General features: G+C 70.4%; 24 protein-coding genes. 5 read left to right on the top strand and 19 right to left on the bottom strand.

The window, feature by feature from the left end:
* Positions 1 to 12: 12 nt before the first annotated feature.
* From BFF78_RS40620 to betA, 5 genes are all read right to left on the bottom strand, one after another.
* Entirely contained in the window at positions 13 to 1,989 is a 1,977-nt protein-coding gene (locus BFF78_RS40620; protein ID WP_069783039.1) for an ABC transporter permease, read from the bottom strand.
* A complete protein-coding gene (locus tag BFF78_RS40615) occupies positions 1,989 to 3,092 on the bottom strand; it encodes a quaternary amine ABC transporter ATP-binding protein (protein ID WP_069783038.1) in 1,104 nt (367 codons plus the stop codon). Before BFF78_RS40615 ends, BFF78_RS40620 begins: the two co-directional genes overlap by 1 nt.
* Before the next feature lie 20 nt (positions 3,093 to 3,112).
* Positions 3,113 to 4,582 (bottom strand): aldehyde dehydrogenase family protein, encoded by a 1,470-nt coding sequence (locus tag BFF78_RS40610; RefSeq protein ID WP_069783037.1) that lies wholly within the window; start codon positions 4,580 to 4,582, stop codon positions 3,113 to 3,115.
* Positions 4,583 to 4,721: 139 nt separating this feature from the next.
* Entirely contained in the window at positions 4,722 to 5,558 is an 837-nt protein-coding gene (locus BFF78_RS40605) for a methylenetetrahydrofolate reductase (RefSeq protein ID WP_069783036.1), read from the bottom strand.
* Positions 5,559 to 5,561: 3 nt separating this feature from the next.
* On the bottom strand, positions 5,562 to 7,232 hold the full coding sequence (betA, locus tag BFF78_RS40600) for a choline dehydrogenase (protein WP_069783035.1): 1,671 nt from the start codon (positions 7,230 to 7,232) through the stop codon (positions 5,562 to 5,564).
* A gap of 151 nt (positions 7,233 to 7,383) precedes the next feature.
* On the opposite strand from betA, the gene BFF78_RS40595 reads away from it, so the two are divergent.
* Complete coding sequence (locus BFF78_RS40595; protein ID WP_069783034.1) at positions 7,384 to 8,181, top strand: IclR family transcriptional regulator; 798 nt, start codon at positions 7,384 to 7,386, stop codon at positions 8,179 to 8,181.
* 71 nt (positions 8,182 to 8,252) lie between these two features.
* Here BFF78_RS40595 and BFF78_RS40590 read toward each other — a convergent pair whose 3' ends face one another.
* The 9 genes from BFF78_RS40590 to BFF78_RS40555 all read right to left on the bottom strand — a co-directional run bounded on the left by BFF78_RS40590 (position 8,253) and on the right by BFF78_RS40555 (position 15,783).
* Positions 8,253 to 9,386, bottom strand: coding sequence for an aromatic ring-hydroxylating oxygenase subunit alpha (locus BFF78_RS40590; RefSeq protein ID WP_069783033.1), 1,134 nt, complete (start codon positions 9,384 to 9,386; stop codon positions 8,253 to 8,255).
* 129 nt (positions 9,387 to 9,515) lie between these two features.
* Positions 9,516 to 10,679: an NAD(P)/FAD-dependent oxidoreductase gene (locus tag BFF78_RS40585; protein WP_193433624.1), complete on the bottom strand. Its 1,164-nt coding sequence runs from the start codon at positions 10,677 to 10,679 to the stop codon at positions 9,516 to 9,518.
* Positions 10,676 to 11,038 carry a bifunctional 3-phenylpropionate/cinnamic acid dioxygenase ferredoxin subunit gene (locus BFF78_RS40580; protein ID WP_069783032.1) on the bottom strand — a complete coding sequence of 121 codons (363 nt, stop codon included), beginning with the start codon at positions 11,036 to 11,038 and terminating at the stop codon, positions 10,676 to 10,678. Before BFF78_RS40580 ends, BFF78_RS40585 begins: the two co-directional genes overlap by 4 nt.
* Positions 11,039 to 11,295: 257 nt before the next feature.
* The gene (locus BFF78_RS40575) at positions 11,296 to 11,925 is read right to left on the bottom strand and encodes an MBL fold metallo-hydrolase (RefSeq protein WP_069783031.1); all 630 of its coding nucleotides are present in this window, start codon (positions 11,923 to 11,925) and stop codon (positions 11,296 to 11,298) included.
* Positions 11,925 to 13,010, bottom strand: a complete 1,086-nt coding sequence (locus BFF78_RS40570) for an S-(hydroxymethyl)mycothiol dehydrogenase (RefSeq protein ID WP_069783030.1) — start codon at positions 13,008 to 13,010, stop codon at positions 11,925 to 11,927. The genes BFF78_RS40575 and BFF78_RS40570 overlap by 1 nt, the downstream gene beginning before the upstream one ends.
* A gap of 248 nt (positions 13,011 to 13,258) precedes the next feature.
* The gene (locus BFF78_RS40565) at positions 13,259 to 13,681 is read right to left on the bottom strand and encodes a CBS domain-containing protein (RefSeq protein ID WP_069783029.1); all 423 of its coding nucleotides are present in this window, start codon (positions 13,679 to 13,681) and stop codon (positions 13,259 to 13,261) included.
* Positions 13,587 to 14,021, bottom strand: coding sequence for a DUF5133 domain-containing protein (locus BFF78_RS44220; protein WP_079161681.1), 435 nt, complete (start codon positions 14,019 to 14,021; stop codon positions 13,587 to 13,589). Before BFF78_RS44220 ends, BFF78_RS40565 begins: the two co-directional genes overlap by 95 nt.
* Before the next feature lie 229 nt (positions 14,022 to 14,250).
* Complete coding sequence (locus BFF78_RS48805) at positions 14,251 to 14,568, bottom strand: hypothetical protein (RefSeq protein ID WP_227026063.1); 318 nt, start codon at positions 14,566 to 14,568, stop codon at positions 14,251 to 14,253.
* Positions 14,569 to 14,667: 99 nt separating this feature from the next.
* A complete protein-coding gene (locus BFF78_RS40555) occupies positions 14,668 to 15,783 on the bottom strand; it encodes a CapA family protein (RefSeq protein ID WP_069783028.1) in 1,116 nt (371 codons plus the stop codon).
* 255 nt (positions 15,784 to 16,038) lie between these two features.
* Here BFF78_RS40555 and BFF78_RS40550 point away from each other — a divergent pair, with 255 nt between their 5' ends.
* Complete coding sequence (locus tag BFF78_RS40550; protein ID WP_069783027.1) at positions 16,039 to 17,073, top strand: sphingomyelin phosphodiesterase; 1,035 nt, start codon at positions 16,039 to 16,041, stop codon at positions 17,071 to 17,073.
* Positions 17,074 to 17,130: 57 nt separating this feature from the next.
* Here the strand turns inward: BFF78_RS40550 and BFF78_RS40545 are convergent, their stop codons facing one another.
* Positions 17,131 to 18,708 carry an alpha/beta hydrolase gene (locus tag BFF78_RS40545; protein WP_069783026.1) on the bottom strand — a complete coding sequence of 526 codons (1,578 nt, stop codon included), beginning with the start codon at positions 18,706 to 18,708 and terminating at the stop codon, positions 17,131 to 17,133.
* A 279-nt stretch (positions 18,709 to 18,987) separates the two neighbouring features.
* Here BFF78_RS40545 and BFF78_RS40540 point away from each other — a divergent pair, with 279 nt between their 5' ends.
* Together BFF78_RS40540 and BFF78_RS40535 are read left to right on the top strand one after the other, a co-directional pair.
* On the top strand, positions 18,988 to 19,341 hold the full coding sequence (locus BFF78_RS40540) for an SAM-dependent methyltransferase (protein ID WP_069783025.1): 354 nt from the start codon (positions 18,988 to 18,990) through the stop codon (positions 19,339 to 19,341).
* A 158-nt stretch (positions 19,342 to 19,499) separates the two neighbouring features.
* Complete coding sequence (locus BFF78_RS40535; protein ID WP_069783024.1) at positions 19,500 to 20,084, top strand: GNAT family N-acetyltransferase; 585 nt, start codon at positions 19,500 to 19,502, stop codon at positions 20,082 to 20,084.
* A gap of 33 nt (positions 20,085 to 20,117) precedes the next feature.
* Here BFF78_RS40535 and BFF78_RS40530 read toward each other — a convergent pair whose 3' ends face one another.
* Together BFF78_RS40530 and BFF78_RS40525 are read right to left on the bottom strand one after the other, a co-directional pair.
* Entirely contained in the window at positions 20,118 to 20,810 is a 693-nt protein-coding gene (locus BFF78_RS40530) for a redoxin domain-containing protein (RefSeq protein ID WP_227026062.1), read from the bottom strand.
* The gene (locus BFF78_RS40525) at positions 20,807 to 21,223 is read right to left on the bottom strand and encodes a rhodanese-like domain-containing protein (RefSeq protein ID WP_227026061.1); all 417 of its coding nucleotides are present in this window, start codon (positions 21,221 to 21,223) and stop codon (positions 20,807 to 20,809) included. Before BFF78_RS40525 ends, BFF78_RS40530 begins: the two co-directional genes overlap by 4 nt.
* A 60-nt stretch (positions 21,224 to 21,283) precedes the next feature.
* Between BFF78_RS40525 and BFF78_RS45795 the strand changes: the two genes are divergently transcribed.
* Complete coding sequence (locus tag BFF78_RS45795) at positions 21,284 to 21,523, top strand: MFS transporter (protein ID WP_069783023.1); 240 nt, start codon at positions 21,284 to 21,286, stop codon at positions 21,521 to 21,523.
* A 24-nt stretch (positions 21,524 to 21,547) separates the two neighbouring features.
* On the opposite strand, the gene BFF78_RS40515 is transcribed toward BFF78_RS45795, so the two are convergent.
* Positions 21,548 to 22,945, bottom strand: a complete 1,398-nt coding sequence (locus BFF78_RS40515; RefSeq protein WP_193433623.1) for an FAD-binding oxidoreductase — start codon at positions 22,943 to 22,945, stop codon at positions 21,548 to 21,550.
* A gap of 20 nt (positions 22,946 to 22,965) precedes the next feature.
* Complete coding sequence (locus tag BFF78_RS40510; protein ID WP_069783022.1) at positions 22,966 to 24,048, bottom strand: class I SAM-dependent methyltransferase; 1,083 nt, start codon at positions 24,046 to 24,048, stop codon at positions 22,966 to 22,968.
* Between the last annotated feature and the right edge of the window lies 1 nt (position 24,049).

Below are 24,049 nucleotides of genomic sequence, written 5' to 3'. Positions count from 1 at the left end.
GTGTCGTGCTCCTTATGCCCTGGTGCGTCGCGCCGCAGCCTGAGTGATCCGGTCGAACATGACTCCCAGCAGTACGATGGCGAGCCCCGCCGCCAGCCCCTTGCCGTACAGCTGTCCCTGCGAGAATCCGGCCACGACGTCGTAGCCGAGGGCGCCTGCCCCTACCAGGCCGCCCACCACAACCATCGACAGCACATAGATCAGACCCTGGTTCGTTGCGAGGGTCAGGGCACTGCGTGCCATCGGCAGTTGGACCTTGGTGATGATCTGCCAGGTGTTGCACCCGGACGAGGTGGCCGCCTCCACCGTGGACTCGGACACGTTGCGCACCCCGTCCGCGATGATCTTGATCGCCACGGGCGCCGCATAGACGACGGCCGCGACGATCGCGGTGAACCGGGTGGCCCCGAACAGGGCCAGGAACGGTACGAGGTAGACGAACGGCGGCATGACCTGGGCGGCGTCCAGGGTGGGCCGCACCAGCCGGTCCACGAGCTCACTGCGCCCCATCCACACGCCGAAGACGACACCGAGCAGCATCACCAGTACCGTGGCCACGGCGGTCGAGGCGAGGGTCGTCATGCCGTCCGACCACACGCCCGTGCCGACCAGCAGCCCGACGCACACGGCGGCGATCACCCCGGCGCGCCAGCCGCCCAGCACCACGCCGAGCCCGGCCAGGACGGCGCCGACCAGCCACCACGGGGAGTCGGTGAGCAGCGTCTGGAACGGGTTGAGCAGACCGGTGGTGAGGACGTCGCGCAAGCCGTTGGTCAGGCCCGAGACATGGTCCTGCAGCCAGGTGGTCGTCGTGTCGGCCGCGCTCGCGATGTGACTGCCCATGCTGCCGTTGCCGGGGAACTCGGCTGCCCACACGTAGGTGTGGGACAGGTAGACGAGGACGGCGGCACCGATCCCGCCCGCCGCCAGCAGCGGGCGGCGCCACCTGGTCAGGCGGCCACCGCTGCGCCGGGCCGCCTCGGCGCGGCCGGCCGCCGCCGTGGTCACCCGGTCGAGCACGATGGCCATGACGACGATGGCGAGGCCGGCGTTGAAGGCCGTGCCGACGTCGAGCGACTGCAGGGCCTGGACGACGGTCTTGCCGAGGCCGGGCGCGTCGATCAGGGCGGCGATGGTGACCATGGCCAGGGCGGCCATGATGGTCTGGTTGACGCCCATGACCACCGTGCGCTTCGACATCGGCAGCAGCACTTTGAGCAGTTGCTGTGTGCGTGTCGTACCGAGCGAGTCCGCCGCCTCGACGGTGGTCTCGGGAACCGAGCGGATGGCGTGCGCGGTGATGCGGATGGCGGGCGGTGCCGCGTAGATCACCGTGGTGATCACGGCAGAAGCCCCGCCGATGAGGAAGATCAGGGTCAGCGGGGCGAGGTAGACGAAGGTCGGCATCGTCTGCATGAAGTCCAGGAAGGGCGTCATGATCCGGTTGAACCGGTCGGACAGACCGGCCCACACGCCGAGCGGGATGCCGATGAGCAGCGCCACGAGGACCGCCGACAGGGTCAGCGCCAGCGTGTCCATGCTCTCCTGCCACAGACCCTGCAGTCCGAAGAAGGTGAAGCCGGCCACGGCCAGCAGGGCCACTCGCCAGTTGCCCACGGCCCAGGAGACATAGCCGGTGAGTCCGACGACGCCGAGCCAGCCGATCTGCGGGACCGGACGGGAGCCGGTGGGCTGGGAGATCAGGGACTGGACGAAGGTCACCAGGTTGTCGATGGCCAGCCGGATCTCGTTGAAGAAGTACAGGAAGACCGGGTTGGAGTTGCGGTTGGCTCCGATGGTGTCGTTGACGTCGTTCAGCCAGCGGTGCAGGCCGGTGAGGTCGGCGGCGGCGAGGGTCAGCGTCTGCCGGCCGCGCAGCACGGCGAAGAGCACCAGCCAGGCGAGCAGGATCGCCGCCACCACCATGGGGCGGCTGACCTTCTTACGTATCGTCGCGACCGGCGCGGTCGCGTCGGCGACGACGGCCATCACGCACCGCCTTCCCGACCGGCTGACTGTCCGGCGACGACGGAGAGGATCTCCTCGTCGCCGACGATGCCGAGCAGCTTGCCGTTCTCCACGACCTTGACCGGCTTCTCGGCGGCCAGGACGGCCCGGGTGGCCTCGCGCACCACGACGTCCGGCCCCAACTCGGGCCCGTCCAGGGCGTCTTCGGGCTCCACCGGGCGCATGATCCAGCGCAGGGTGAGGACGTCGCCGCGCGGCACGTCCTTCACGAAGTCGCGTACGTAGTCGTCGGCCGGGGCGCCGACGAGTTCGTCGCCTGTGCCGCACTGGACCATCTTCCCGTCACGCATGATCAGGATGCGGTCGCCCAGCTTCAGGGCCTCGGAGAGGTCGTGGGTGATGAACACCATGGTCTTGCCGACCTCGTGGTGCAGGCGGATGACCTCGCTCTGCATGTCGCGGCGGATCAACGGGTCGAGCGCGGAGAACGGCTCGTCGAAGAAGAGGACGTCGGGGTCGCCGGCGAGGGCGCGGGCCAGGCCGACACGCTGCTGCATACCGCCGGAGAGCTGGTCGGGGTAGGAGTTCTCGTATCCGGCCAGGCCCACCAGCTCGACGGTCTCCAGGGCCTTCTTGGTGCGCTCGGCCCTGCCCATGCCCCGTATCTCCAGGCCGAACGCCACGTTGTCGACGACCTTGCGGTGCGGCAGCAGACCGAAGTGCTGGAACACCATCGAGAACTTGCTGCGCCGCAGTTCGCGCAGCCGCCGCGGGTCGGCGCCGCGGATGTCCTCGCCCTCGAAGACGATCTCCCCCGCGGTGGGTTCGATCAGCCGGGTCAGACATCGCACCAGGGTGGACTTGCCGGAGCCGGACAGGCCCATGACGACGAAGACCTCGCCGGGCGACACCTCGAAGTTCACGTCCCGTACGGCGGCGGTGCAGCCGGTGCGGTCCATGAGCTCGCGGCGGGTGAGTCCGCACAGCTCCTCGGAGCCCGGCACCTCGGCGGCCTTCGGCCCGAACACCTTCCACAGCCGGCGCACGGAGATGACCGGGGTGCGATCCTTGGGGTCCTGGGACGTGTCGCGCCGCTGCGACACCTCGGTCTGTGCTGGGGTCATGATCGACCTCTCTTCGGCGTTCAGCCGCGGAACCAGTGCTGCGGCCGGGGTTGGATGTTCTGCCAGACGTGCTTGGGCTCTCGGTACTCGTCGAGGCCGGTCGGCCCCAGCTCGCGGCCCACGCCCGAGAGCCCGAAACCGCCCCATTCCGCTTGCGGCACATAGGGGTGGTAGTCGTTGATCCACACGGTGCCGTGGCGCAGCCCGCGGGCCACCCGCTGGGCCTTGCCCGCGTCCTCGGTCCAGACGGCTCCGGCGAGGCCGTACTCGGTGTCGTTGGCGATGCGGACGGCGTCGTCCTCGTCGTGGAAACGCTCGACGGTGAGCACGGGTCCGAAGGACTCCTCGTGCACCACGCGCATGTCCTGCCGGCACTCGTCGAGGACCGTGGGCGGGTAGTAGAAGCCGTCCGCGAGCGCGGGGTCGTCGGGGCGTGCGCCGCCGCAGCGCAGTACGGCGCCCTCGGCCAGGCCTGCGGCGACGTACGCCTCGACCTTCTCGCGGTGCTGTGCGGAGATCAGCGCGCCGGTCTCGGCCTCGGGGTCGAAGGGGCCGCCGAGGCGGATCCGCCGGGCGCGGCGTACGACCTCGTCGACGAAGGCGTCGTGGATCGAGTCCTCGACGATGAGGCGGGCTCCGGCCGAGCAGACCTGCCCGGAGTGCAGGAAGACGGCGGTGAGCGCGAAGTCGACGGCGGTCTCGAAGTCGGCGTCGGCGAAGACCACGTTCGGGTTCTTGCCGCCGAGTTCCAGCGCGACCTTCTTCACCGTCGCCGCGGCGGTGGCCATGATGTGCCGCCCGGTCTGCAGCCCGCCGGTGAACGACACCATGTCGACGGCCGGGTGCTCGGCCAGCGGGGCGCCGGCCTCGGCTCCGGCGCCCAGTACCAGATTGGCGGCGCCGGCCGGGAGCCCCGCCTCCTGAAGGGCCTTCATCAGCAGGATGGAGGTGGAGGGCGTGAGCTCGCTGGGCTTGAGGACGACGGTGTTGCCCGCGAGAAGGGCCGGGGCGACCTTCCAACTGGCCTGCAGCAGCGGGTAGTTCCAGGGAGTGATCAGTCCGCACACGCCGACGGGCTCGTAGGTGACCCGGCTGAGGGCGTCCTCGCGTCCGGTGTCGACCACCCGTCCCGCGCTGGTGCCGGCGATGCCGCCGTAGTAGCGGAAGCAGGAGACGACGTCGGCGATGTCGTACTCGCTCTCCACCAGGCGCTTGCCGGTGTCGAGGGATTCGGCGCGGGCGATGTCCTTGGCGTCGCGCTCGAGGATGCCGGCGGTGCGCAGCAGCAGTGCGCCGCGCTCACGCTCGGGGGTACGGGGCCAGGGGCCCGCGTCGAAGGCGCGGCGGGCGGCGGCGATCGCGGCCTCGGTGTCGGGGCGGGTCGCCTCCGAGACGGTCGCGACCAGCGTGCCGTCCGCCGGACAGCGGATCTCCCGGTGGCCGCCGGCCACAGCGGCGCGCCATTCTCCGTCCACGTACAGATCTGCCACGGCCGCGCCCTTCGAAGAATTCGTTGCGCATTGTGCATTGAATTGCTTGTGGTGGAACACCCTGGCCGAATCGGCCGAGAGCCGTCAAGGGGTCGGTGTATCTCGATTTGGCCGCCGCCGCGTCGCTCCCCTGCGCGCGTCAGCCGCCCAGCCGGTCCAGTGCCGCACGGCGCCAGCGCTCCGTCTCGGCGATCTGGTTGAAGGTGAAGAGGTGGAGGCCGGCCACCGCCGCCGCGGGCCCGGCGAACGCCTGTGCGCCGCGGCCGAGCAGCCGCTCGGGGGCGTACCCGCCGGGTGCCGCGAACCGCAGGAACCAGGACGGATGCCGGGTGAGAAAGCGCGTCGACTCGCCCACCCCGATCTTCGTCGCCATCGACAGCAGCTTGGCCCGCTGGACGGGCCCGGCCACGCCGACGTAGACGGGCAGGGTGATGTCGCGGCGCCGGATCCGGGAGATCCAGTCGCCGAGTACACGCGCATCGAAGCACAGGTTGCTGACGATGTATGTGGCGTGCGCCCGCTTGTCCCACATCGACTGGATGGTGATGTCGTCGTGGATGAGGGGATGGCTCTCCGGATAGCCGGTGATCCCCATCTCCGCGAAGGGCCTGCCGAGGTCGGTCAGAGCGCGCAGCACCGGCAGCGCCGCGTGGTACGGCCCGGCCGGCGGATCGGCGTCACCGGCCGGCAGGAAGACGTCGTCGACGCGCGCCGCACGCAGCCGTTCGGCGACGTCCTTCAGGTGCGTGTCGTCCCGCAGGAGCCGTGCGGGCACATGCGGGACGACACGGTAGCCGTGGGCGGCGAGCCGCTCGGTGAGGAGAAGCGTCGGCTCCAGCCCCTTGACCGGCGACGCCGTGACCGTGACCACGACATCGCGGGGCACATGGGCGAGAACCTTCTCCTCCGCCGCCTTCGCCGGCAGCACCTCGTACCGCACGCGGGTGAGCAGCGCCCGCAGGGCGTCGGCGCCCATGGCTCACCCGGCCTGCTGCTGGGCGTCGCGGTGCCGGTAGTACACGGCCTTGGAGGGTTCCAGCGGCTCCTTGCCGAGGATGAGGTCGGCCGCCTTCTCGGCGATCATCATCACCGGTGCGTAGATGTTGCCGTTGGTGACATAGGGCATGACCGACGCGTCCACCACGCGCAGCCCGTCCAGACCGTGCACCCGCATGCTCTGCGGGTCGACGACGGACATCTCGTCGGTGCCCATCTTGCAGGTGCACGAGGGGTGCAGGGCGGTCTCGCCCTCCTTGGCGACCCAGTCGAGGATCTCCTCGTCGCTGTCGACGGAGGGTCCGGGCGAGATCTCACCGGCGTTGTAGGGGGCGAGGGCGGGCTGGTTGAGGATCCTGCGGGCGACCCGGATCGCCTCGACCCACTCCCGGCGGTCCTGCTCGGTGGAGAGGTAATTGAAGCGCAGCGCGGGCTTGACCCGCGGGTCCTTGCTCTTGATCTTCACAGATCCGATGGCGTCGGAGTACATGGGCCCGACGTGCACCTGGTACCCGTGGCCGCCGGAGGGCGAGGAGCCGTCGTAGCGGACGGCGACGGGCAGGAAGTGGAACATCAGGTTGGGATAGTCCACGTCCTCGTTGCTGCGGGCGAAGCCGCCCGCCTCGAAGTGGTTGGTGGCCGCGGGCCCCTTTCTGAACAGCCACTGCAGTCCGATGAAGGGGGCGCGCCACTTCGCCATGTACGGCTGCATGGACACGGGCTGCTTGCAGCCGTACTGGACGTACACCTCCAGGTGGTCCTGCATGTTCTCGCCGACGCCCGGGAGGTCGTGTACGACGTCGATGCCGAGGGCGCTCAGCTCCTCCGCGTTGCCGACGCCGGAGAGCTGCAGCAGCTGCGGGGAGTTGATGGCGCCGCCGCACAGGATGACCTCGCCGGCGCGGACCTGCTGGGGAGCACCCTTGCCGCGCCGGTATTCCACGCCGACGGCCCGCTTGCCCTCGAAGAGCACCCGGGTGACGAGGGCACGCGTCGTCACCGTGAGGTTCGGCCGCTTCATCGCGGGCTTGAGGTACGCCTTGGAGGCCGAGAGCCGGCGCCCGCGGTGGACGTTGCGGTCGAACTTGGCGAATCCTTCCTGCCGGTAGCCGTTGACATCGTCCGTCGGCGCGTAGCCCGCCTCCTGGGTGGCCTTGAGGAAGGCGGTGAAGAGCGGGTTGGTCGCGGGGCCGCGTTCGAGGACGAGGGGGCCGTCATGGCCGCGGAACTCGTCGTCGGGGTCGGCCGCGAGGCAGTTCTCCATCCGGCGGAAGTACGGCAGGCAGTGCGCGTAGTCCCAGGTCTCCATGCCCGGCTCGGCCGCCCAGCGCTCGTAGTCCATGGGGTTGCCGCGCTGGAAGATCATGCCGTTGATGCTGCTGGAACCGCCGAGCACCTTGCCCCGGGCGTGGTAGATGCGCCGGCCGCCCATGTGCGGCTCGGGCTCGGACTCGTACTTCCAGTCGTAGAAGCGGCTGCCGATGGGATAGGTCAGCGCCGCGGGCATATGGATGAAGACGTCCCAGGGGTAGTCGGAGCGGCCCGCCTCCAGGACGAGCACCCGGTTGCCGGGGTCGGCCGAGAGCCGGTTCGCCAGTGCGCTGCCGGCCGATCCGCCGCCGACGATGACGAAGTCGTACTGCAAGGGAGCCATGGTGCCTCGTCTCGCTCGCGCCGTTGATGTGCCGGGCATGCTAGTACGGGTATCGCTATGCGCACTAGGTTGCGGACGGCGCAACTTGTAAGATCTTTGTTCACAGTGCGTTACTTGCATGAGTGTTGTTTACCGCGCGTATAGTTCCGCTATGAGCAACTACAGTGCGGATACCGAAACGAATGGTTCACCGCCCGGCGGGGTCCAGTCGGTCGACCGCGCCATCAGCGTCCTGGAGATCCTCGCCCAGCGTGGCGAGGCAGGCGTGAGCGAGGTGGCCGCCGAGATCGAGGTCCACAAGTCGACGGCTTTCCGCCTGCTCGGCGCCCTGGAGGCGCGGGGCCTGGTGGAGCAGGCGGGCGAGCGCGGAAAGTACCGGCTCGGCTTCGGCATCGTACGACTGGCGGGCGCCGTCACAGGGCGTATCGACATCACCCAGCAGGGTCGTCCGGTGTGCGAGCGCCTGGCGGAGGAGATCGGCGAGACGGTCAACATCGCCGTCATGCAGGAGCACTACGCGATCAACCTCTACCAGGTGCGTGGCACGGCCGCCGTCACCGCGCACAACTGGGTCGGCCAGCTGACCCCGGTGCACGCCACCTCCAGCGGCAAGATCATGCTGGCTCATCTGGCCGCGAAGGAACGCGCCGCGCTGGTCGCGGACGCCGGCCTGAAGAAGCTGACCCCCCACACGATCTCCTCGAAGGCGAAGCTGGAGAAGAACCTCGCCGAGGCCCGGGAGCGCGGTTACGCCTGGACGCTGGAGGAGCTGGAGATCGGGCTGCACGCCATGGCCGCCCCGATCCGGGACCGGGAGGGCCAGGTCATCGCGTCGATCAGCGCCTCCGGGCCCTCGTACCGGTTCACCGAGGAGCGCATGCACGAGCTGGCTCCGGTGCTGGTCAAGGGTGCGGACGAAATCAGCCACCGGATGGGATACCTCGGCTGAGCGCACGGAGCACGACCGCCGCACGGCCCGCGTACGCCCCCCGCGCGGGCCATGGGCGCCCCTGGTGCGCCTCACTCCGGCTGCGGCGTCGCGAGACGCTCGTTCACCCAGTCGTGGAAGGCGCCGATGTGGTGCTCACTGGGCACGAGCACGCCGCCCTTGGCGTACAGCCGTGAGCTCATGCCCGGCTGGGTGCGTTCGCAGGCGTCGAAGTCCTGTCGGTTGACCCGGTCGAAGAGCTCCACGGACCGGCTGACGTCCTTGCCGCTCTCCACGACGTGCGGGAGGTACAGCCAGTCGCACTCCACCACCGTGCGGTCCACGGCCACCGGGTACATCCGGTGGAAGATCACGTGGTCGGGCACCAGGTTGATGAACACCTGCGGCTTGACGGTGATCGCGTAGTAGCGGCGGTCCTGGTCCTCGGCGACCGAGGGGATGCGGTCCAGGCCCTCGGAGCCGTCGACGGTGAAGCCCTGGATGTCCGCGCCGAACTCGGCGCCGTGGCCGACGTAGTACTGGGCGGCGTAGCCGTCGGCGAACTCCGGGAGGACCTCGGTGAGTTCGGGGTGGATCGTGGCGCAGTGGTAGCACTCCATGAAGTTCTCGATGATGAGCTTCCAGTTCGCCTTGACGTCGTAGACGATCCGCCGGCCCACCGAGAGGTTCGCGATGTCGTAGCGATCGATCGACGCGGTGTCGCCGAGCCGCTCGATCACCGCCCCCATCACGTCCTCCTCGAAGGAGGGCGGGTTCTCCGCCAGGCAGACCCAGACATAGCCGAGCCACTCACGCACGGCCACGCCCACCAGGCCGTACTCGGTGCGGCCGACGTCGGGCATCTTGGTCAGGTTGGGCGCGGCGACGAGCTTGCCGGTCAGGTCGTAGGTCCAGGCGTGGTACGGGCACTGGAAGGCCCGCTTGACCTCGCCCGTCTCCTCGGTGCAGAGCTTGGCTCCGCGGTGCCGGCAGACATTGAAGTAGGCACGGATCGCGTTGTCCCGGGCGCGGGTGACGAGGATGCTCTCGCGGCCCACGTCCACGGTCCGGAAGGCACCGGGCCGCGCCAGGTCGGACGAGCGCGCGACGCAGAACCACATCGCCTCGAAGACGCGCTCCTGTTCCAGGGCGAAGATGCCGGGGTCCGTGTAGGCGGAGCCGGGAAGAGTGGCGATCAGGCTGTCCGGCAGGCTGGTCGAGGTCACGGTGCACTCCTCGGGAAACGTCGTGGATCGGTAGGTCACGCGCCAGGAAGAGCGACTTCGGGCGGCGTTGTGTATGAAGCAACACTGCGTTTCATGTGCAACGCAGCATGAGTTGCCGTATGGGTGGTGTCAAGACGTGGCGGAGGCCAACTGCTTGCGCCGGCGGGTGAACAGCCGAGGCTGGTTCATGCCGAGCACGGCGACCGGCCGGCCGGCCCTGCGGTAGACGGCCAGAAAGCTGCGGTCGTCGGTCGAGCCCTCCTCGACCGTCACGCTGTCCGCCCCCGCGGCATGTCCGGCGAACTGGATCTTCACGCCGTACTGATCGGACCAGAAGTACGGCGGCCGGGGCACGCCCGGGTCCCTCGCACCGTACGCGAGCAGCGTGGCGACGGCGGCGTCCGGCCGTTCCAGCGCGCCCGTCCAGTGCTCGACCCTGCGGTGGACCCCGGTGTGCGGGTCGTACCAGCTGGCGCAGTCGCCCACGGCGACCACACCGGCGACACTCGTGCGGCCGTCGGCGCCGCACTTCACACCGTTGTCGAGCGCGACGCCGGACCCCTCCAGCCACTCGACACAGGGGCGCGCACCCACACCGACGACCACGGTGTCCGCGGGGATGCTCCGGCCGTCCTCCAGGAGCACGGCGTCGACCCGGCGCTCCCCGCTCAGCCCCTTGACCCCCACGCCGCACAGCAGCCGCACACCATGATCGGCGTGGAGCGCGGAGACGACCGCGCCCATGGCCTCGCCGAGCGGTCCGGCCAGCGGTGTCGGTGCCGCCTCGACCACGGTCACGTCGAGGCCGAGGGCGTACGCCGTGGAGGCTACCTCGGCGCCGATGAAGCCGCCGCCGATCACCACCACCCGTCCGCCCCGGGCCAGCTCGTCCCTGAGGGCGCGGGCGTCGTCGAGTGTGCGCAGCACATGGACGCCGGCGAGGCCTTCGGTGCCGGGCAGGGTGCGGGCGGCGGCGCCGGTCGCGATGACCACGCCGTCGGCGCGTATCTCCCGGCCGCCGGCGAGCCGGATCGCCCGCTGGGAGCGGTCGAGTCCGGTGGCGCGGGCGCCCAGCACCCACTCCGCCCGCAGTTCCTCGCCGTCCCGCTCCAGCGCCAGTTCCGCTTCGCCGATGGCACCGGCCAGGAACTCCTTGGACAACGGCGGCCTGTCGTAGGGCCGGTGGAGCTCGTCGCCGACGACGACCAGCCGGCCGTCGTACCCCCGCTTCCGCAGCGAGCGCGCGGCCGACAGACCGGCCAGCGAGGCGCCCACCACGGCGACGGTCCTCACGCGGGGCCTCCGGCCAGGCGGGCGGCGACGCACGGCGGCAGGTTGGGCGCGTCCATGGACAGCCGCACGTAGACCATGCCGTCCTCGACGACGACCTCGTGGGTGCGGACCGGGAGCTTGGCCGGCGGTGCGTCCACGGCTCCGGTCCTCAGGTCGAATTTGGAGGCGTGCAGAGGACATTCCACCTCGCAGCCCTCCAGCCAGCCGTCGGCGAGCGACGCGTCCTGGTGGGTGCAGGTGTCGTCGATGGCGAAGAGCTCGCCGTCGTCGGTGTGGAACACCGACACGGGCGGGTCGATGTCGAGCCGGTGGGCCTCGCCTCGCGGTAGATCCGCGAGTCGGCACGCGGGAATCATCATGACACCTCGGTGCGTATAGCGAAACGGATTGCGATTAGCGCAACGCCAGTCTGCTGGCCGCTCTGAAGGCTTGTCAAGGCATCCACAGGACCCTTTGCGTGCTGTCCGGCGACGGATTTCCGGGCACGCCGGAGCGACCTCGAAAGCGCAGGTCAGCAGGCAGATCGGGGGTGGTGACGGAGGCGCGACGACGGCCCTGCCGCCGGTGCCGTCCACGTCGGTCCGTCACCGGGGCAGGGCCGCTTTTCACCGGGCGGTCAGAAGCCGCGCCGGATCCACTCCTGAAGGTGTGGCGCCTCGGCGCCGAGGGTGGTGGTGTCGCCATGGCCGGTGTGCACGACGGTGTCGTCCGGCAGGGCGAGGAGGCGTTCGCTGATCGACCGGATGATGGTCGGGAAGTCGCTGTACGACCGCCCCGTGGCCCCCGGCCCGCCGGCGAACAGCGTGTCGCCGCTGAAGAGCGCCGAGAGCCGCGGAGCGTACAGACAGACGGCTCCCGGGGCATGTCCGGGGGTGTGCAGTACGGCCAGTTCCACCCCGGCGACGGTGAGGCGCTGCCCGTCGGTCAGCTCGCCGTCGGGCGCCCGGTCGGGATGGGTCTGTTTCCACAGCGGCAGATCGTCGGCGTGCAGCAGGACCGGGGCGCCGGTGCGGTCGGCGAGTTCCGGTGCGGCGTCGATGTGGTCGTTGTGGGCGTGGGTGCACACGATGGCCCGCAGGGTGCGCCGGCCGAGGGCCCGGGCGATGGCCTCGGCGTCGTGGGCGGCGTCGATCACGACCGCCTCGCTGTCGTCGCCCACGATCCATACGTTGTTGTCGACGTCCCAGGTGCCGCCGTCCAGCGAGAACGTCCCCGACGTGACGAGACGTTCGATGCGGGCGCCCATCACAGGACCACCACCGAGCGCAGTACGTCGCCGTGGTGCATCCGCTCGAAGGCCTTCTCCACCTCGTCCAGCGCGATGGTCTCGGTGACGAACGCGTCGAGCGGCAGCCGGCCCTGGAGGTGCAGGTCGATCAGCATGGGGAAGTCACGGGAGGGCAGGCAGTCGCCGTACCAGCTCGACTTCAGGGCGCCGCCGCGGCCGAAGACGTCCAGCAGGGGCAGTTCGAGCTTCATCTCGGGGGTGGGGACGCCGACGAGGACGACGGTGCCGGCGAGGTCACGGGCGTAGAAGGCCTGCCGGTACGTCTCCGGGCGGCCGACCGCCTCGATGACGACGTCGGCGCCGAAGCCACCGGTCAGCTCGCGGACCGCCTCGACCGGGTCGGCCTGCCGGGAGTTGACCGTGTGGGTCGCGCCCAGCTTCTTCGCGGTGTCCAGCTTGCGGTCGTCGATGTCCACCGCGATGATCCTCGCCGCACCGGCCAGGCTCGACCCGGCGACCGCCGCGGCTCCGACGCCGCCGCACCCGATCACGGCGACGGTGTCCCCGCGGCCCACGTTCCCCGTGTTGATGGCCGCGCCGATGCCGGCCATCACGCCGCAGCCGAGCAGGCCGGCGACCGCCGGGGAGGCGGCCGGGTCGACCTTGGTGCACTGGCCTGCGGCGACGAGCGTCTTCTCGGCGAACGCGCCGATACCGAGGGCCGGCGAGAGCTCCGTACCGTCGGCCAGCGTCATCTTCTGCTTCGCGTTGTGGGTGTTGAAGCAGTACCAGGGCCGCCCGCGCAGACAGGCCCGGCAAGCGCCGCACACCGCACGCCAGTTCAGGATCACGAAGTCACCGGGAGCCACGTCGGTGACCCCCGCACCGACCGCCTCGACCACACCGGCGGCCTCATGCCCCAGCAGGAACGGGAAGTCTTCGCTGATTCCGCCCTCGCGATAGTGCAGATCGGTGTGGCAGACCCCGCAGGCCTCGATCTTGACCAGCGCCTCGCCCGGGCCGGGGTCGGGCACGAGGATCGTTTCCAGGCTGACAGGGGCGCCCTTGCTCCGCGCGACGACACCACGGACCTGCTGAGTCATGGCCACTCCTCGGCTCACAGAGGATCGAGATGTTGCCTATTACGGCACACCTCTCACGTTTCGCAACACAGCATCGCGGAGGCCGAAGCAGCGGTCAAGGATCCGTCAGCGGGAGTTCGCCCACGAGCGCACACACCGCATCAACGGCCACGGGCGGTGAGTTCGGCGGGCGTTTGGGGGCCCGCCGCACAGCGCGGGGCAGCGCCGAGCGGCATCGGGCTCGGCGCTGCCCCTGTTCTCGTCCGCGATCAGGCCGCGTACACGCGCTGGACGAACTCCGCGAGCTGGTCGTCGGCGAGGTGCCGCGCGATGTCGGTCTCGCTGATCATGCCGACCATGCGCTTGTTCTCGACCACCGGGAGGCGCTTGATCTGGTGGCTCTCCATCTCCTGCAGGGCGTCCGAGATGTCGGCACCCGCGTCGATCCAGCGCGGCGTGCCCTCGCACAGGTCTCCGCACGTCATCCGCGCGGGGTCGTGACCGTAGGCGATGCACTTCACCACGATGTCGCGGTCGGTGATGATGCCGCACATCCGGTCGCCGTTGTCGGGGTCACTGACCGGCAGTGAGCCCAGCTCATGATCCCGCATCAGCTGCGCGGCGCGGTCCAGCGTCTCGTACCGGGGTATCCACTGGGCACCCCGGTGCATGATGTCCTTCGCAGTCGTCATCGCTCGTCCCTCCATCCGCGGCGCGGGAAATCCGGGCCCGGGTGCGCTCAGCCCGCCCGGGAATCCTGGGTCGTCGGAGCGGCTCGACGCGACCACCGGCCGCCCGCGTCGACCCGTTCCGCTCCCTCAGGTAGGTGACCAGGTCGGTGCGCAGGTAACGCCGGGCGGCGGCGGCCGCCTCGCGCGGGTCACGCTCGCCCATCAGCACGCACAGCGTGTAACCCGAGTCCTCGAAGGCGGCACGCGACGCGAGGTCGGCGGGTGCGGCGACGGCGGCCCGCTCGCACACCCGGTAACGTCGCAGCAGCCGGCTCACTTCGGATTTGGCCGGTAGCAGCATGGTGCAGTTCACCGCCCCACGGGACTCGGCGGACTTGCGGTGGTGGCGCCGGTACCGCGGCGCATGAACACATCCATTGCCCGAACAAGGCCTCCAGCCATGGTGCACGAGGCGCGTGGTGATGTCTTGTTGGCCTTTCAACCGGTGCCGGACGAGCACCGGGAGTCCGTGGAAGCCGCGGCGCCGACGGAAGGTTCGGCGCGGCCGTTGCCACGCGTTTTCCCGGTGTTCAGGCCCGCGCACCCGGTCCGGCCGGCCCGGTCGTCCCGCCGAGCGTGGTGGTGTCGTGCGGCCTGCGCCCCCAGGGAGCGCGGTGGCGGCCGTGACGGTGGCGGTGAGTGGCGGCAGCGGCCATCGTCGCCAGGCCCAGGCAGAAGATGAGCGCCAGAGCGAGGCCCGAGCTGAACAGCGCCAGGCCGTTCATCGTGGCGATGTGGTGGTCGAGGACGGAAACGGTGTAGTCCGGCCCGCCGGACAGGTTGCCGATGATCACCAGGGCCGTGAAGGCACCCGCACCCGCGAGCAGGAGCAGTCCGAGGAACAGCATCCGAGTCATCTCCTCAGGGAACGTCTGCCAAGGGACCGGGTACCCGCAACTCTCCGGCTATACCACCACTGCACGGTGTGACGTCCGGCGCCCGGTGTCTCACCGGCCCGCGTCCGCTACGACGAGGCTGAGCCGGCCGTCGGCCTCCATGCCGATGTGGACGCCGTGGCTGATCCGGTCGAGGGTCGAGCACAGCCAGGCGCGGTCCTGCTCCTCTGCGGGCTCCAGTCGCATCCGCCGAGCCCGCAGGGGGAACATCCGCGCGCCCGTCGGGCGCCCCGTGTCCGCGTCCACCGAGACGAGGAAGCCGAGCCGGAGATCGTCGCGGTACTCCTCGTAGCCCGTGATGCCCTCGTAGTCGTCGATGAAGTCGCCGCAGCCGTAGAGGATCAGCCGGCCTCGGTAGACCTCGACGGGGCGGGGGTGGTGCGAGGAGTGCCCGTGGACGATGTCGACACCGCCGTCCACCAGGGTGTGCGCGAAGCGCGTCTGCTCTCGGGGGACGAGATAGCCCCAGTTGGAGCCCCAGTGCACCGACACGACCACGATGTCACCCGGCCGCTTGACCCTGTGCACCCGCTGGAGGGCCGCCTCGGCTGCCGCCGCCGACAGCTCGCGGACGTAGGCGACGCCGGACCGATCGGTGGTCGCGGCCCAGTCGGGCGGAATGCCGCTGGACTGCGCGCCGAGGGCGAAGACCAGGATGCGGCGGCCGTTTCCGGCGGGGACGGCCGCGGGCGCGTAGGCCTCGTCGGCGTTGCGTCCCGCGCCCGCGGTCCGCAGCCCCGCGGCGGCGAGCGACTCCAGCGTCTCCTCCAGGCCAGGTCGGCCGAAGTCCAGCACATGGTTGTTGGCCAGGACGCACACATCGGGCCGGGCCACCGTCAGGGCGGGCAGGTTGGCGGGGTGCATCCGGTAGTGGACCGCCTTGCCCGGCGCGAATGCGTCACTCCGTGTGACAGAGGTTTCCAGATTCACGATGCGGGCGTCCGGTGCGGCCTCGTCCAGTACCCGCAGCGCCTCGCCCCACGGCCAGGCCGGGTCGGCCGCCGCGGGGATGGGGCCACTGACCGCCTCGGTCAGCTCCACGTACGACCGGGCGTCCGTGACGTAACCCTCGCACAGCACCGGATTTCCGGGGTGCGGGAGGATCTGGTCGACGCCGCGCCCGAGCATCACGTCACCGCACAGAAACAGCGTCACCACGCCGCCCATACACCCACCCTAGGCGGCGCCTGACCGGCATGGTCCAGCCGAGGGGCTGTGTGAACAGGCGCGAGAACAACAGGGGGCGCCTGCCGGTCGGATTAATCCCCGGCGCGGTGAACTTGTCCAGACACCTTTTCTCCATGAGGCGATCGGACGAAGTTCCCTCAGGCGTACCGGAAAGCACCCTAGAGTCGCCCTGTCATGTACGCGACTCGACAACCGGTCACGGGTCGCGGACTCCCCACTTCACCAGGAGATCGCATGGTCTCGCGTCGTACAGCTACCGCCCTCACCTCCGCGGCGGCGGCTACGCTCCTCGGCTTCAGCGGCTACGCGGCCCCCGCCGCGAGCGCGGACACCGGCACCAGCCTCTCGGTGTTCGCCTGGAACGTCGATCTCGGCACCCCGATCGTCGACACCACGCAGAACGAGAAGGCGGCCCAGCGCACCCCGACCATCGAGTCGATCATCCGCAAGCACAGCGCGGACGTGGTGGTGCTGGACGAGGACTTCAACAACACCTCGACCGCCGACATCACCGGCAAGCTCGCCGACCTCTACCCGTACCACACCCCGGTCGTCGGACAGACCTGCTCCGGCGGCGGCTGGACGGGCATCAGCGGTGACTGTTCCAACTCGTGGTTCGTCATCAACGGCGGCACGATGATCCTGTCCAAGTACCCGATCACCGCGCAGTACGCCCACGTCTTCGGCAACTCCACCTACGGCACCTGGGACTACCACGCCAACAAGGGCGCGGCGCTGGCGCAGATCGACAAGGGCGGGGTGAAGAGCTGGGTGGTCGGCACCCATCTGCAGGCCGACGAGTCCGACACCTCCACCGACACGACCCAGTCCACGCGGCTCGCCCAGCTCAGGGAGATCCGCTCCTGGGCGGACGGCATCGCCGGCACGGGCGGGCCGGTGCTGATCGGCGGAGACATGAACGTGGAGTACTACGGCGGCCAGTCGCGCGGTGACTACGCCAACGCGCAGACCGCGGTGAACGGTGTGCTCGGCACCCCGGCCACGGACTCCGGTCAGACCCTGCGGACCATGGACTGCCCCGTCTCCGCCTGGTGCCAGTTCATGTCCGGGGTCGAGTCCTTCCCGAAGGACTACCGGGACGACCTCGACTACATCGGCTATCTGAACGCCCCGGGCCGCCCGGTGCCGGCCGCGATGTCCGACGTCAAGGTGGACTTCGACCCGCAGTCCGGCTGGACCACCGGCGCCCTCGACACCAACGCGCCCAGCGACCACTACCCGGTCGAGACGACGTTCCAGCTCAACTGACGCCGACGCGGGCAGAACCCCCGGGTCCGGTGACCCAGGGGTTCTCTCCGGGGCGGGTCAGAAGCGAGGCGCGCCCGGTGTGTCCTGCGGCGCCGGGACGATGCGCTGGTTCACGCCGGGGCCCTGACGACCGGGCGCGTCGCAGGACACGTCCTGCGCCGGCAGCTTTCCGGTGCTCAGGTAGGCGTTGACGGTGCGGTTGGCGCACGAACGCGGGTCTGCGGAGTAGACACCGTGCCCCTCGCCGCCCTTGACGTACACCATGCGCGAGCCCTTCAGGGCGTGGTGCATGCCGAGGCCGCTGGCCAGGGGTGTCTGGGGGTCCCACTGGTTCTGGACCGTGAGCACGCCTACGGTGTTGTCCACCGCGGTGACGGGCTCGGCCGGCTTCCCCCAGAACGCGCACGGCATGATGTTGGAGCCGAAGTCGCCGTAGAGGGGGTACTTGGCCTTGTCCCGGATCGCGTCGTGCCGGTACTGCTCGGGGTCGTGCGGCCAGTTCGCGGTGTCCCCGCAGACCACGCTCCAGAAGGCGGCCGTACCGTTGTCGGCCGGCGCCTGCGCAAAGGCAGCCGCCGGGTGCCGCCCCTGCTGCTCGTCCGGCGCGAGGGAACGGTGGGGGGCCGGATGGCCGGCGGCGGCCTTCTTGAGCGCGACGACCGTCTCGGCCGCGTTCTTGGGGCTGAAGAACTGGGGCCGCAGGGTGGCACGGATGTCGTCCCCGGTGAGCTTTGCGCCGCCGTCGTCGATGGGAGTGCGGTCGGCGCGGGCGATCAGGTCCCAGAACGTCTTCCTCACCTGGGCCGGCGTGTCGCCGAGTCGGTAGGTGCCGTGGCGCTGCGCGGTCCACTCGGTCCAGCGGGTGAACGCGGGCTCGGTGCCCTCCGCCCAGATCTGGATCATGCCGCGCCAGACGCGCGCGGGATCGACCGAGCTGTCCAGCACGAAGCGGTCGGTGCGCTGCGGGAACATCTGCGCGTAGACGGCACCCAGGTAGGTGCCGTAGGAGTAGCCCAGGTAGGAGATCTTCTTCTCGCCCAGAACGGTGCGGATGACGTCCATGTCGCGGGCGGTGTTGCGGGTGGTGATGTACGGGAGCTTGTCGCCGTTGCGGGCGCGGCACTTGCCGGCGACGGTCCGGGCCCACGCGACGTCACGGCCGAACGTCGCCTTCTTGTAGGGGTGTTCGGTGTTCTGCTCCCTGCCGGTGAGCCCGCAGGACACCGGGCTGCTGCGGCCCACACCGCGCGGATCGAACCCGATGAGGTCGTACTGCTCGCGGACCTTCGCGGGCATCATGTCCTTCATCATGAGCGGCATGTCCAGGCCCTCGCCGCCCGGCCCGCCCGGGTTGAAGAGGATCGCGCCGTGCCGCTTGCCGGCGACACCGGTCTTCAGACGGGAGATGGCCAGGCTGATCGTCTTGGCGTCGGGGCGGCTGTAGTCGAGCGGGACCTTGATCGTCGCGCACTGGAACGCGGCGGGCCCCGATGCGTCACAGCGGTGCCACGCCGGCTTCTGGTTCTCGAATCTCTTCAGCGGTTCCGCCGCGGATGCCTGCGCCGGAGCGAGAGCGGCGACCAGCGTTGCCGTGACCCCCACGGTGAGCAGGGGCGCCACACGTCCTATCCGCACGATGGCCGTTCCTTTCGGTCAACTTCCTTGGCTGTACGACCATTTCGTGTCTGCGCGGGCGTACGAATCCCTCTGCCGGGCGATCCTGCTACGACTCCCGGCGGACGCGGAAAGAGACGTGCGGAGGAGAACCGACTCGCGCTGATCGCCGTCCGCACCGGCCGGCCCCGCGTGACGTTCCTACCGCGCGTCATCCGAACCGGCAGGCGAGAGGCGGGTGTTCGGACGTAGGTTGTGCCGTGAACGCTCCACGCGCCGGCCGAAAGACGGACACGGCTGATGACCGGCCCCGCGACGACGCCCGAACCGGCGGCGCACCAGAACATCGACACGTCGGTGCCGCACTCCGCGCGCACCTGGAACTACTGGCTCGGCGGCAAGGACAACGACCCCGTCGACGAGGAGGCCGGCGACGCGTACACCGCCGTCTTCCCCGGCATCGTGACCATCGCCCGCAGCAGCAGCGGCGCCGTGCCGTACAACCTGCGCACCGTCAAGGAGATCACCGCGTTCTTCGACGGTCTGGAGCTCGTCGAACCCGGTGTCGTCCCGGTCACGCAGTGGCGCCCGGAGCCCGGTTCGCCCACACCGGAGATCATCGCCGCACACGGCGGACTCGCCCGGAAGCCGTAACCCGACCATCGCTGGGGGAGGAACAAAGGGCGTGGATGCGGCTGCGAGCGTGAGCGACGAGGTGGGCTCCGAGCCGCCCCTGACCGCCGCGATACGGGCCGGGGACACCGATGCGGTAAACCACTTGCGCATACCGGATCGGTCAGGAGAATCGGCGCGTGCGCATTCTGTCCTTCCCCGAGCAAGCCACCCCCTCCCACCTGCGCGTGCAGGTGCGGGAACTCCAGGAGCAGGCGTGGCCCTCGCCGCCCGGTTCTCCCGCTCCTGCCGACGCCCCGTCGCACGATCCCGCGCTACGGCCGCTGTCGATGCTGCTGGTCGACGAGGAGTCGACGGTGCTGGCGGCTCTGGACATCCTGGCCAAGGACATCGTTCACGCAGGCCGGCGCTATGCGGCGGGAGGGCTGAGCACCGTTGTGGTGGGGCGGGAGAGCCGTGGCCGGGGCTACGGTCGTCAGCTGGTCGCGGCGGCTCGGGAGGCGATGATCACACGCCCGCTCGATCTGGGACTGTTCACCTGCGACAGCGTGCTGCGGGCGTTCTACGAGAGCGCGGGCTGGCGGGTTCTGCCCGGCACCGTACTGATCGGCGGGACACCGCAGGATCCCTTCCCCAGTGACCAGCCCGGCTTCGACAAGGTCACCATGGCCGGCTTCTTCTCGGCCGATGCCCGCCAGGCGGAGAAGTCCTTCCACGACAGCCGCATCGAGTTGTATCCCGGAACGATCGACAAGCTGTGGTAGGGCGCGAGCCGGACCCGTCCTGACGCTCCGCGCTCAGGCCGTGCGGGCCAAGTCGGCGGCCAGGCGCAGGCTTCGCGTCACCTCGTGCGGGATGCCGACGACCGGGAACAGTGTGTGCCGCACAGCGTGTTGGGCGTCGACGACGAGGACCAGGCGTTTGTGGCGCGGTCGGCCCGCGCAGCGGAAGGTCGGCAGGCGCAAGGCGGCGGCCAGTCGGTGACGGGCGTCGGGGAGGAGGTCGTACGGGACCTTCTCGGCTCGGGCGAACTCCTCCTGTTCGTGAGGAAGTTGGTTGCTGATCCCGCGCACGTCCACGCCCGCCCGCCGGAAGTCGGGCCAGGCGTCGCGGAAGAGCCGGTTCTCCAGGGTGCACCCTGCGGCGCCGGCGAACGGCTCACCCCATTCGACTCCCGTGCCGGGGTAGGTGAACAGCACGGTCGCGGCGGCCTCCGCTTGTGTGCCCGGCAGTTCCAGGCCGTCGGGCAGCCGGGTGCCGGCCAGAGCGTGCACCCGGGCGTGCTCGGCGCTGTCCTCCGCGGCCGTCCCGGTGACGCTGCCGTCGCCCAGCACCCATCGGTCGCCCCGGTCCTGCATGGCGACGAGCAGCGGCAACAGCGCGACCCCGGCATCGGTGAGCACCCGTGGGTCGACGGGCGTGGTGGCGTTGTGGTCGAGGTAGGCCGGTCCGCCGGCCGGGCCGGGATGGGACGGGGGTGTCTCGCTCACGTCAGCTCCGCCGCGTCCACGGGCATGTCGGCGAGGCGCCATTCGAGCATGCCGTCGTTGAGGCGGATGGCGCGCCGTCCATGGCCGGCCAGCAGGCGGACGGCGTCGTAGGCGAGGACGCAGTACTCGCCGCGGCGGTACACGACGATCTCGGTGTCCTCGGGCAACTCGTCGACGCGGCCGGCGAGTTCGCCGACGGGGATGGAGGGCGCGCCGGGGATGTGCCCGGCCCGGTAGTCCTCCACCGGCCGCACGTCGAGCACCACCACATCCCCCGCCGTGACGCGGGCGTGGAGTTCCTCGCGGCCGACCTCCTCGGCGCCGTCGTCACCGAGGTAGGTGTCGCGGGCGGCCGGGACGGCGGCCTGGTGGTTCTCGGCGACCTTGCGCAACAGCGCGAACAGCAGGGCCACGTCGTCCCCGGCGAGCCGGTAGCGGACGCGCCCGCCGTCGCGCCGGGACTCGGCACCGCCATGGTCTACCCGGCCCTGATCGCCTCGGTCTCCGACCACGCACACCCGGCCCGGCGGGCCAACGCCCTGGGCACCTACCGCTTCTGGCGCGACCTCGGCTATGCCGCCGGCGCCCTGGTCGCGGGCGTCCTCGCCGACGCCCTCGGCCTGAACGCCACCGTCATCGCCGCCGCCGTCCTCACCGCCGGCTCCGGCCTGCAGGCCGCCCGCTGGATCGGCGAGTACGACGCCGGCCGCTGACACGGCCCACGGCAGGCGTGCCTGTCAGCCGGCGGCCGGCGGGATGTTCTGGTTGGCGTGGAACAGGTTGTCCGGGTCGTAGGCGCGCTTGACCGCGGCGAGGCGGTCGTAGTGGCCGCGGTAGGTGGTCCGGACCCGGTCCGGGCTCTCACCGGGGCCGAGGAAGTTGACGTAGGAGCCGCCCATGGACTGTGGGTGCAGGTCGGTCCAGTAGTCGACGCACCACTTCTTGATCGCTTCGGCGTCGGCGGGGTCCGGATCGATGCCGGCGACGATGCCGGACCAGACGGCGTCCCGGTAGGCCCAGGCCGTACCGTCCGGGTCGGCCTGGTGGGCCGCGCCGTCCACCGGGTACAGGTGCATGGTCGACAGGCCGGTCGGGAGGTTCTCGCCGTACTTGTGGTGCACCTCGATCGCGGCGTCGGAGATGGTCGCGAAGAAGTCGCCGCGCCAGTACCACTGCAGTCCCTTGGGAAGCAGCCCGTCGAACATGGTCTGCAAGGCCGGGTAGGGCATCGGGGTGGCGAAGTGGAAGGCCGGCGGTGCCGGGTCGTTCACCCCGGAGAACACCTCCGTCAGGCGCTCGTCGGAGAGGTCGCCCGTGTAGCACCACACGACCCCGCACACCTTCTGCCCGTGGATGGGCTCGGGGAAGGGCGGGCCGGGCGGTACGACGAGCAGGGCGAAGAACCCGAAGAGCTCGTCCGGCGCGGCAGGCAGGAACTCCCGGTACCAGCGCAGCACTTCGGGCGTGCGCTCGACCGGCCACACCGTCACGCCGACCCCGACGGTGGCGGCCGGGTGCAGCCGGAAGGTGAACGACGTCACCACACCGAAGTTGCCGCCCCCGCCGCGCAGCGCCCAGAACAGGTCCGGGTGGCTCTCCGGGGACGCGGCCACATAGCTGCCGTCGGCGAGCACGACGTCGGCCGACAGCAGGCTGTCGATCGTCAGGCCGTACCTGCGGGAGAGGTAGCCGTGACCGCCGCCGAGGGTGAGACCGCTGACGCCCGTGGTCGACACGATCCCGGCCGGTACGGCACGCCCGAAGGCGTGTGTCGCATGGTCGAGGTCACCGAGCAGGCTGCCGCCGCCCACCTGAGCGGTGTCCGCCTCCGGGTCCACCCTGACCCAGCGCATCGGCGTCAGGTCGAGGACGAGTCCGTCGTCGACCAGGCACAGACCCGGGCCGCTGTGACCGCCGCCGCGCACCGCGAGCTCGGCGCCGGTGTCCCGGGCGAAGGAGATCGTCGCCCGTACGTCCGCCACGTCCACGCACTGGGCGAAGGCGGCCGGCCGTCGGTCGATCATGGCGTTGTAGATACTGCGGGCCTCGTCGTAGCCGGGGTCCTGCGGTGTGATCACGGATCCCCGCAGTGCCTCGCGCAGACGGTCGGCAGCCGTTGCGTCGATGGTGTTCATGGCCGCGCACCTTTTCCTGGTCAGCGCTTGGTCGCCACGTAGTAGGCGTTGATCGGGTCGCCTTCCACGGTCTTGATGTCGATGTCCCCGAACCCCGCCTCCTCCAGCATCCGTACGGCCGTCTCCCGGCCCCACACCGTGCCCAGACCGGCTCCGCCCGTGCTGAGCGAGGTCGTCATGCAGTAGAAGACGGAGAAACCGTAGAGCGCGGGGGCGAAGGGGTGGCCGATGTTCTGCTCCAGCCTGCTGGAGGCGGCGATGTCGCCCATGAGGAACGTGCCCCCGGGCCGCAGCGACCGGGAGATCGCCGCGAGGGTCTCGGCCGGCCGGGCCAGGTCGTGGATGACGTCGAAGGCGGTGATGAGGTCGTACTCCCCGGTGATCTGTGTGGCATCGGCGAGCGTGTAGTCCAGGTTGTGCAGCCGGGCGACGGCCGCCTCGGCCCGAGCGGTCGCGATCGCGGCCTCCGACTGGTCCAGGCCGTGGAAGCGGCTCGCGGGGAACGCCTTCGCCAGCACGAGCGGGGCATGGCCGTGTCCCGTGCCCACGTCGAGCACGTCGATGCCGGTCCGCAGGCGCTCGGGCAGCCCCGGTACCAGCGGCGCGATCACATCGACCAGCGCGGCGTCGTAGACCCGGGCGGTCTCCTCGGCCCGCAGCGCCTGGAAGCGGGGATACGCCGAGTACGGGACTCCCCCGCCCCTGCGGAAGCACCGCACGAGCTGCTGCTCGACCTCGCCCATGAGCGCGACGTACGGCATCATGGCCGCCATGTTGTCCGGGCCCGCCGCCCGGGTCAGCGACGCGGCGTGCTCCGCCGGCAGGACGTAGGTGGCCGCCGCCGGGTCGTAGTCGACGAGTCCGCCGACGACCATGCCGCCCAGCCACTCCCGCACATACCGTTCGTCGAGGTCCGCCGCCTTGGCGATGTCGGCGCTGGACGACGGGGGCAGGGCGGCCAGGGTGTCGAACAGGCCGCACTGGTGACCGATGCTCGTGAGCAGGGCCAGTGCCGCCTTGTTGAGGACGTCGACCATCTCGGCCGCGAACGCTTCCTGCCTGGCGGGATCCGGTGATGCCTGCCGCTCCTGGGAAACCGACATG

Source organism: Streptomyces fodineus (assembly GCF_001735805.1).
GTDB classification, from domain to species: Bacteria; Actinomycetota; Actinomycetes; order Streptomycetales; family Streptomycetaceae; genus Streptomyces; species Streptomyces fodineus.
Note: the sequence above shows the minus strand (reverse complement) of the source record. Positions and strands in the feature narration are given on the sequence as shown.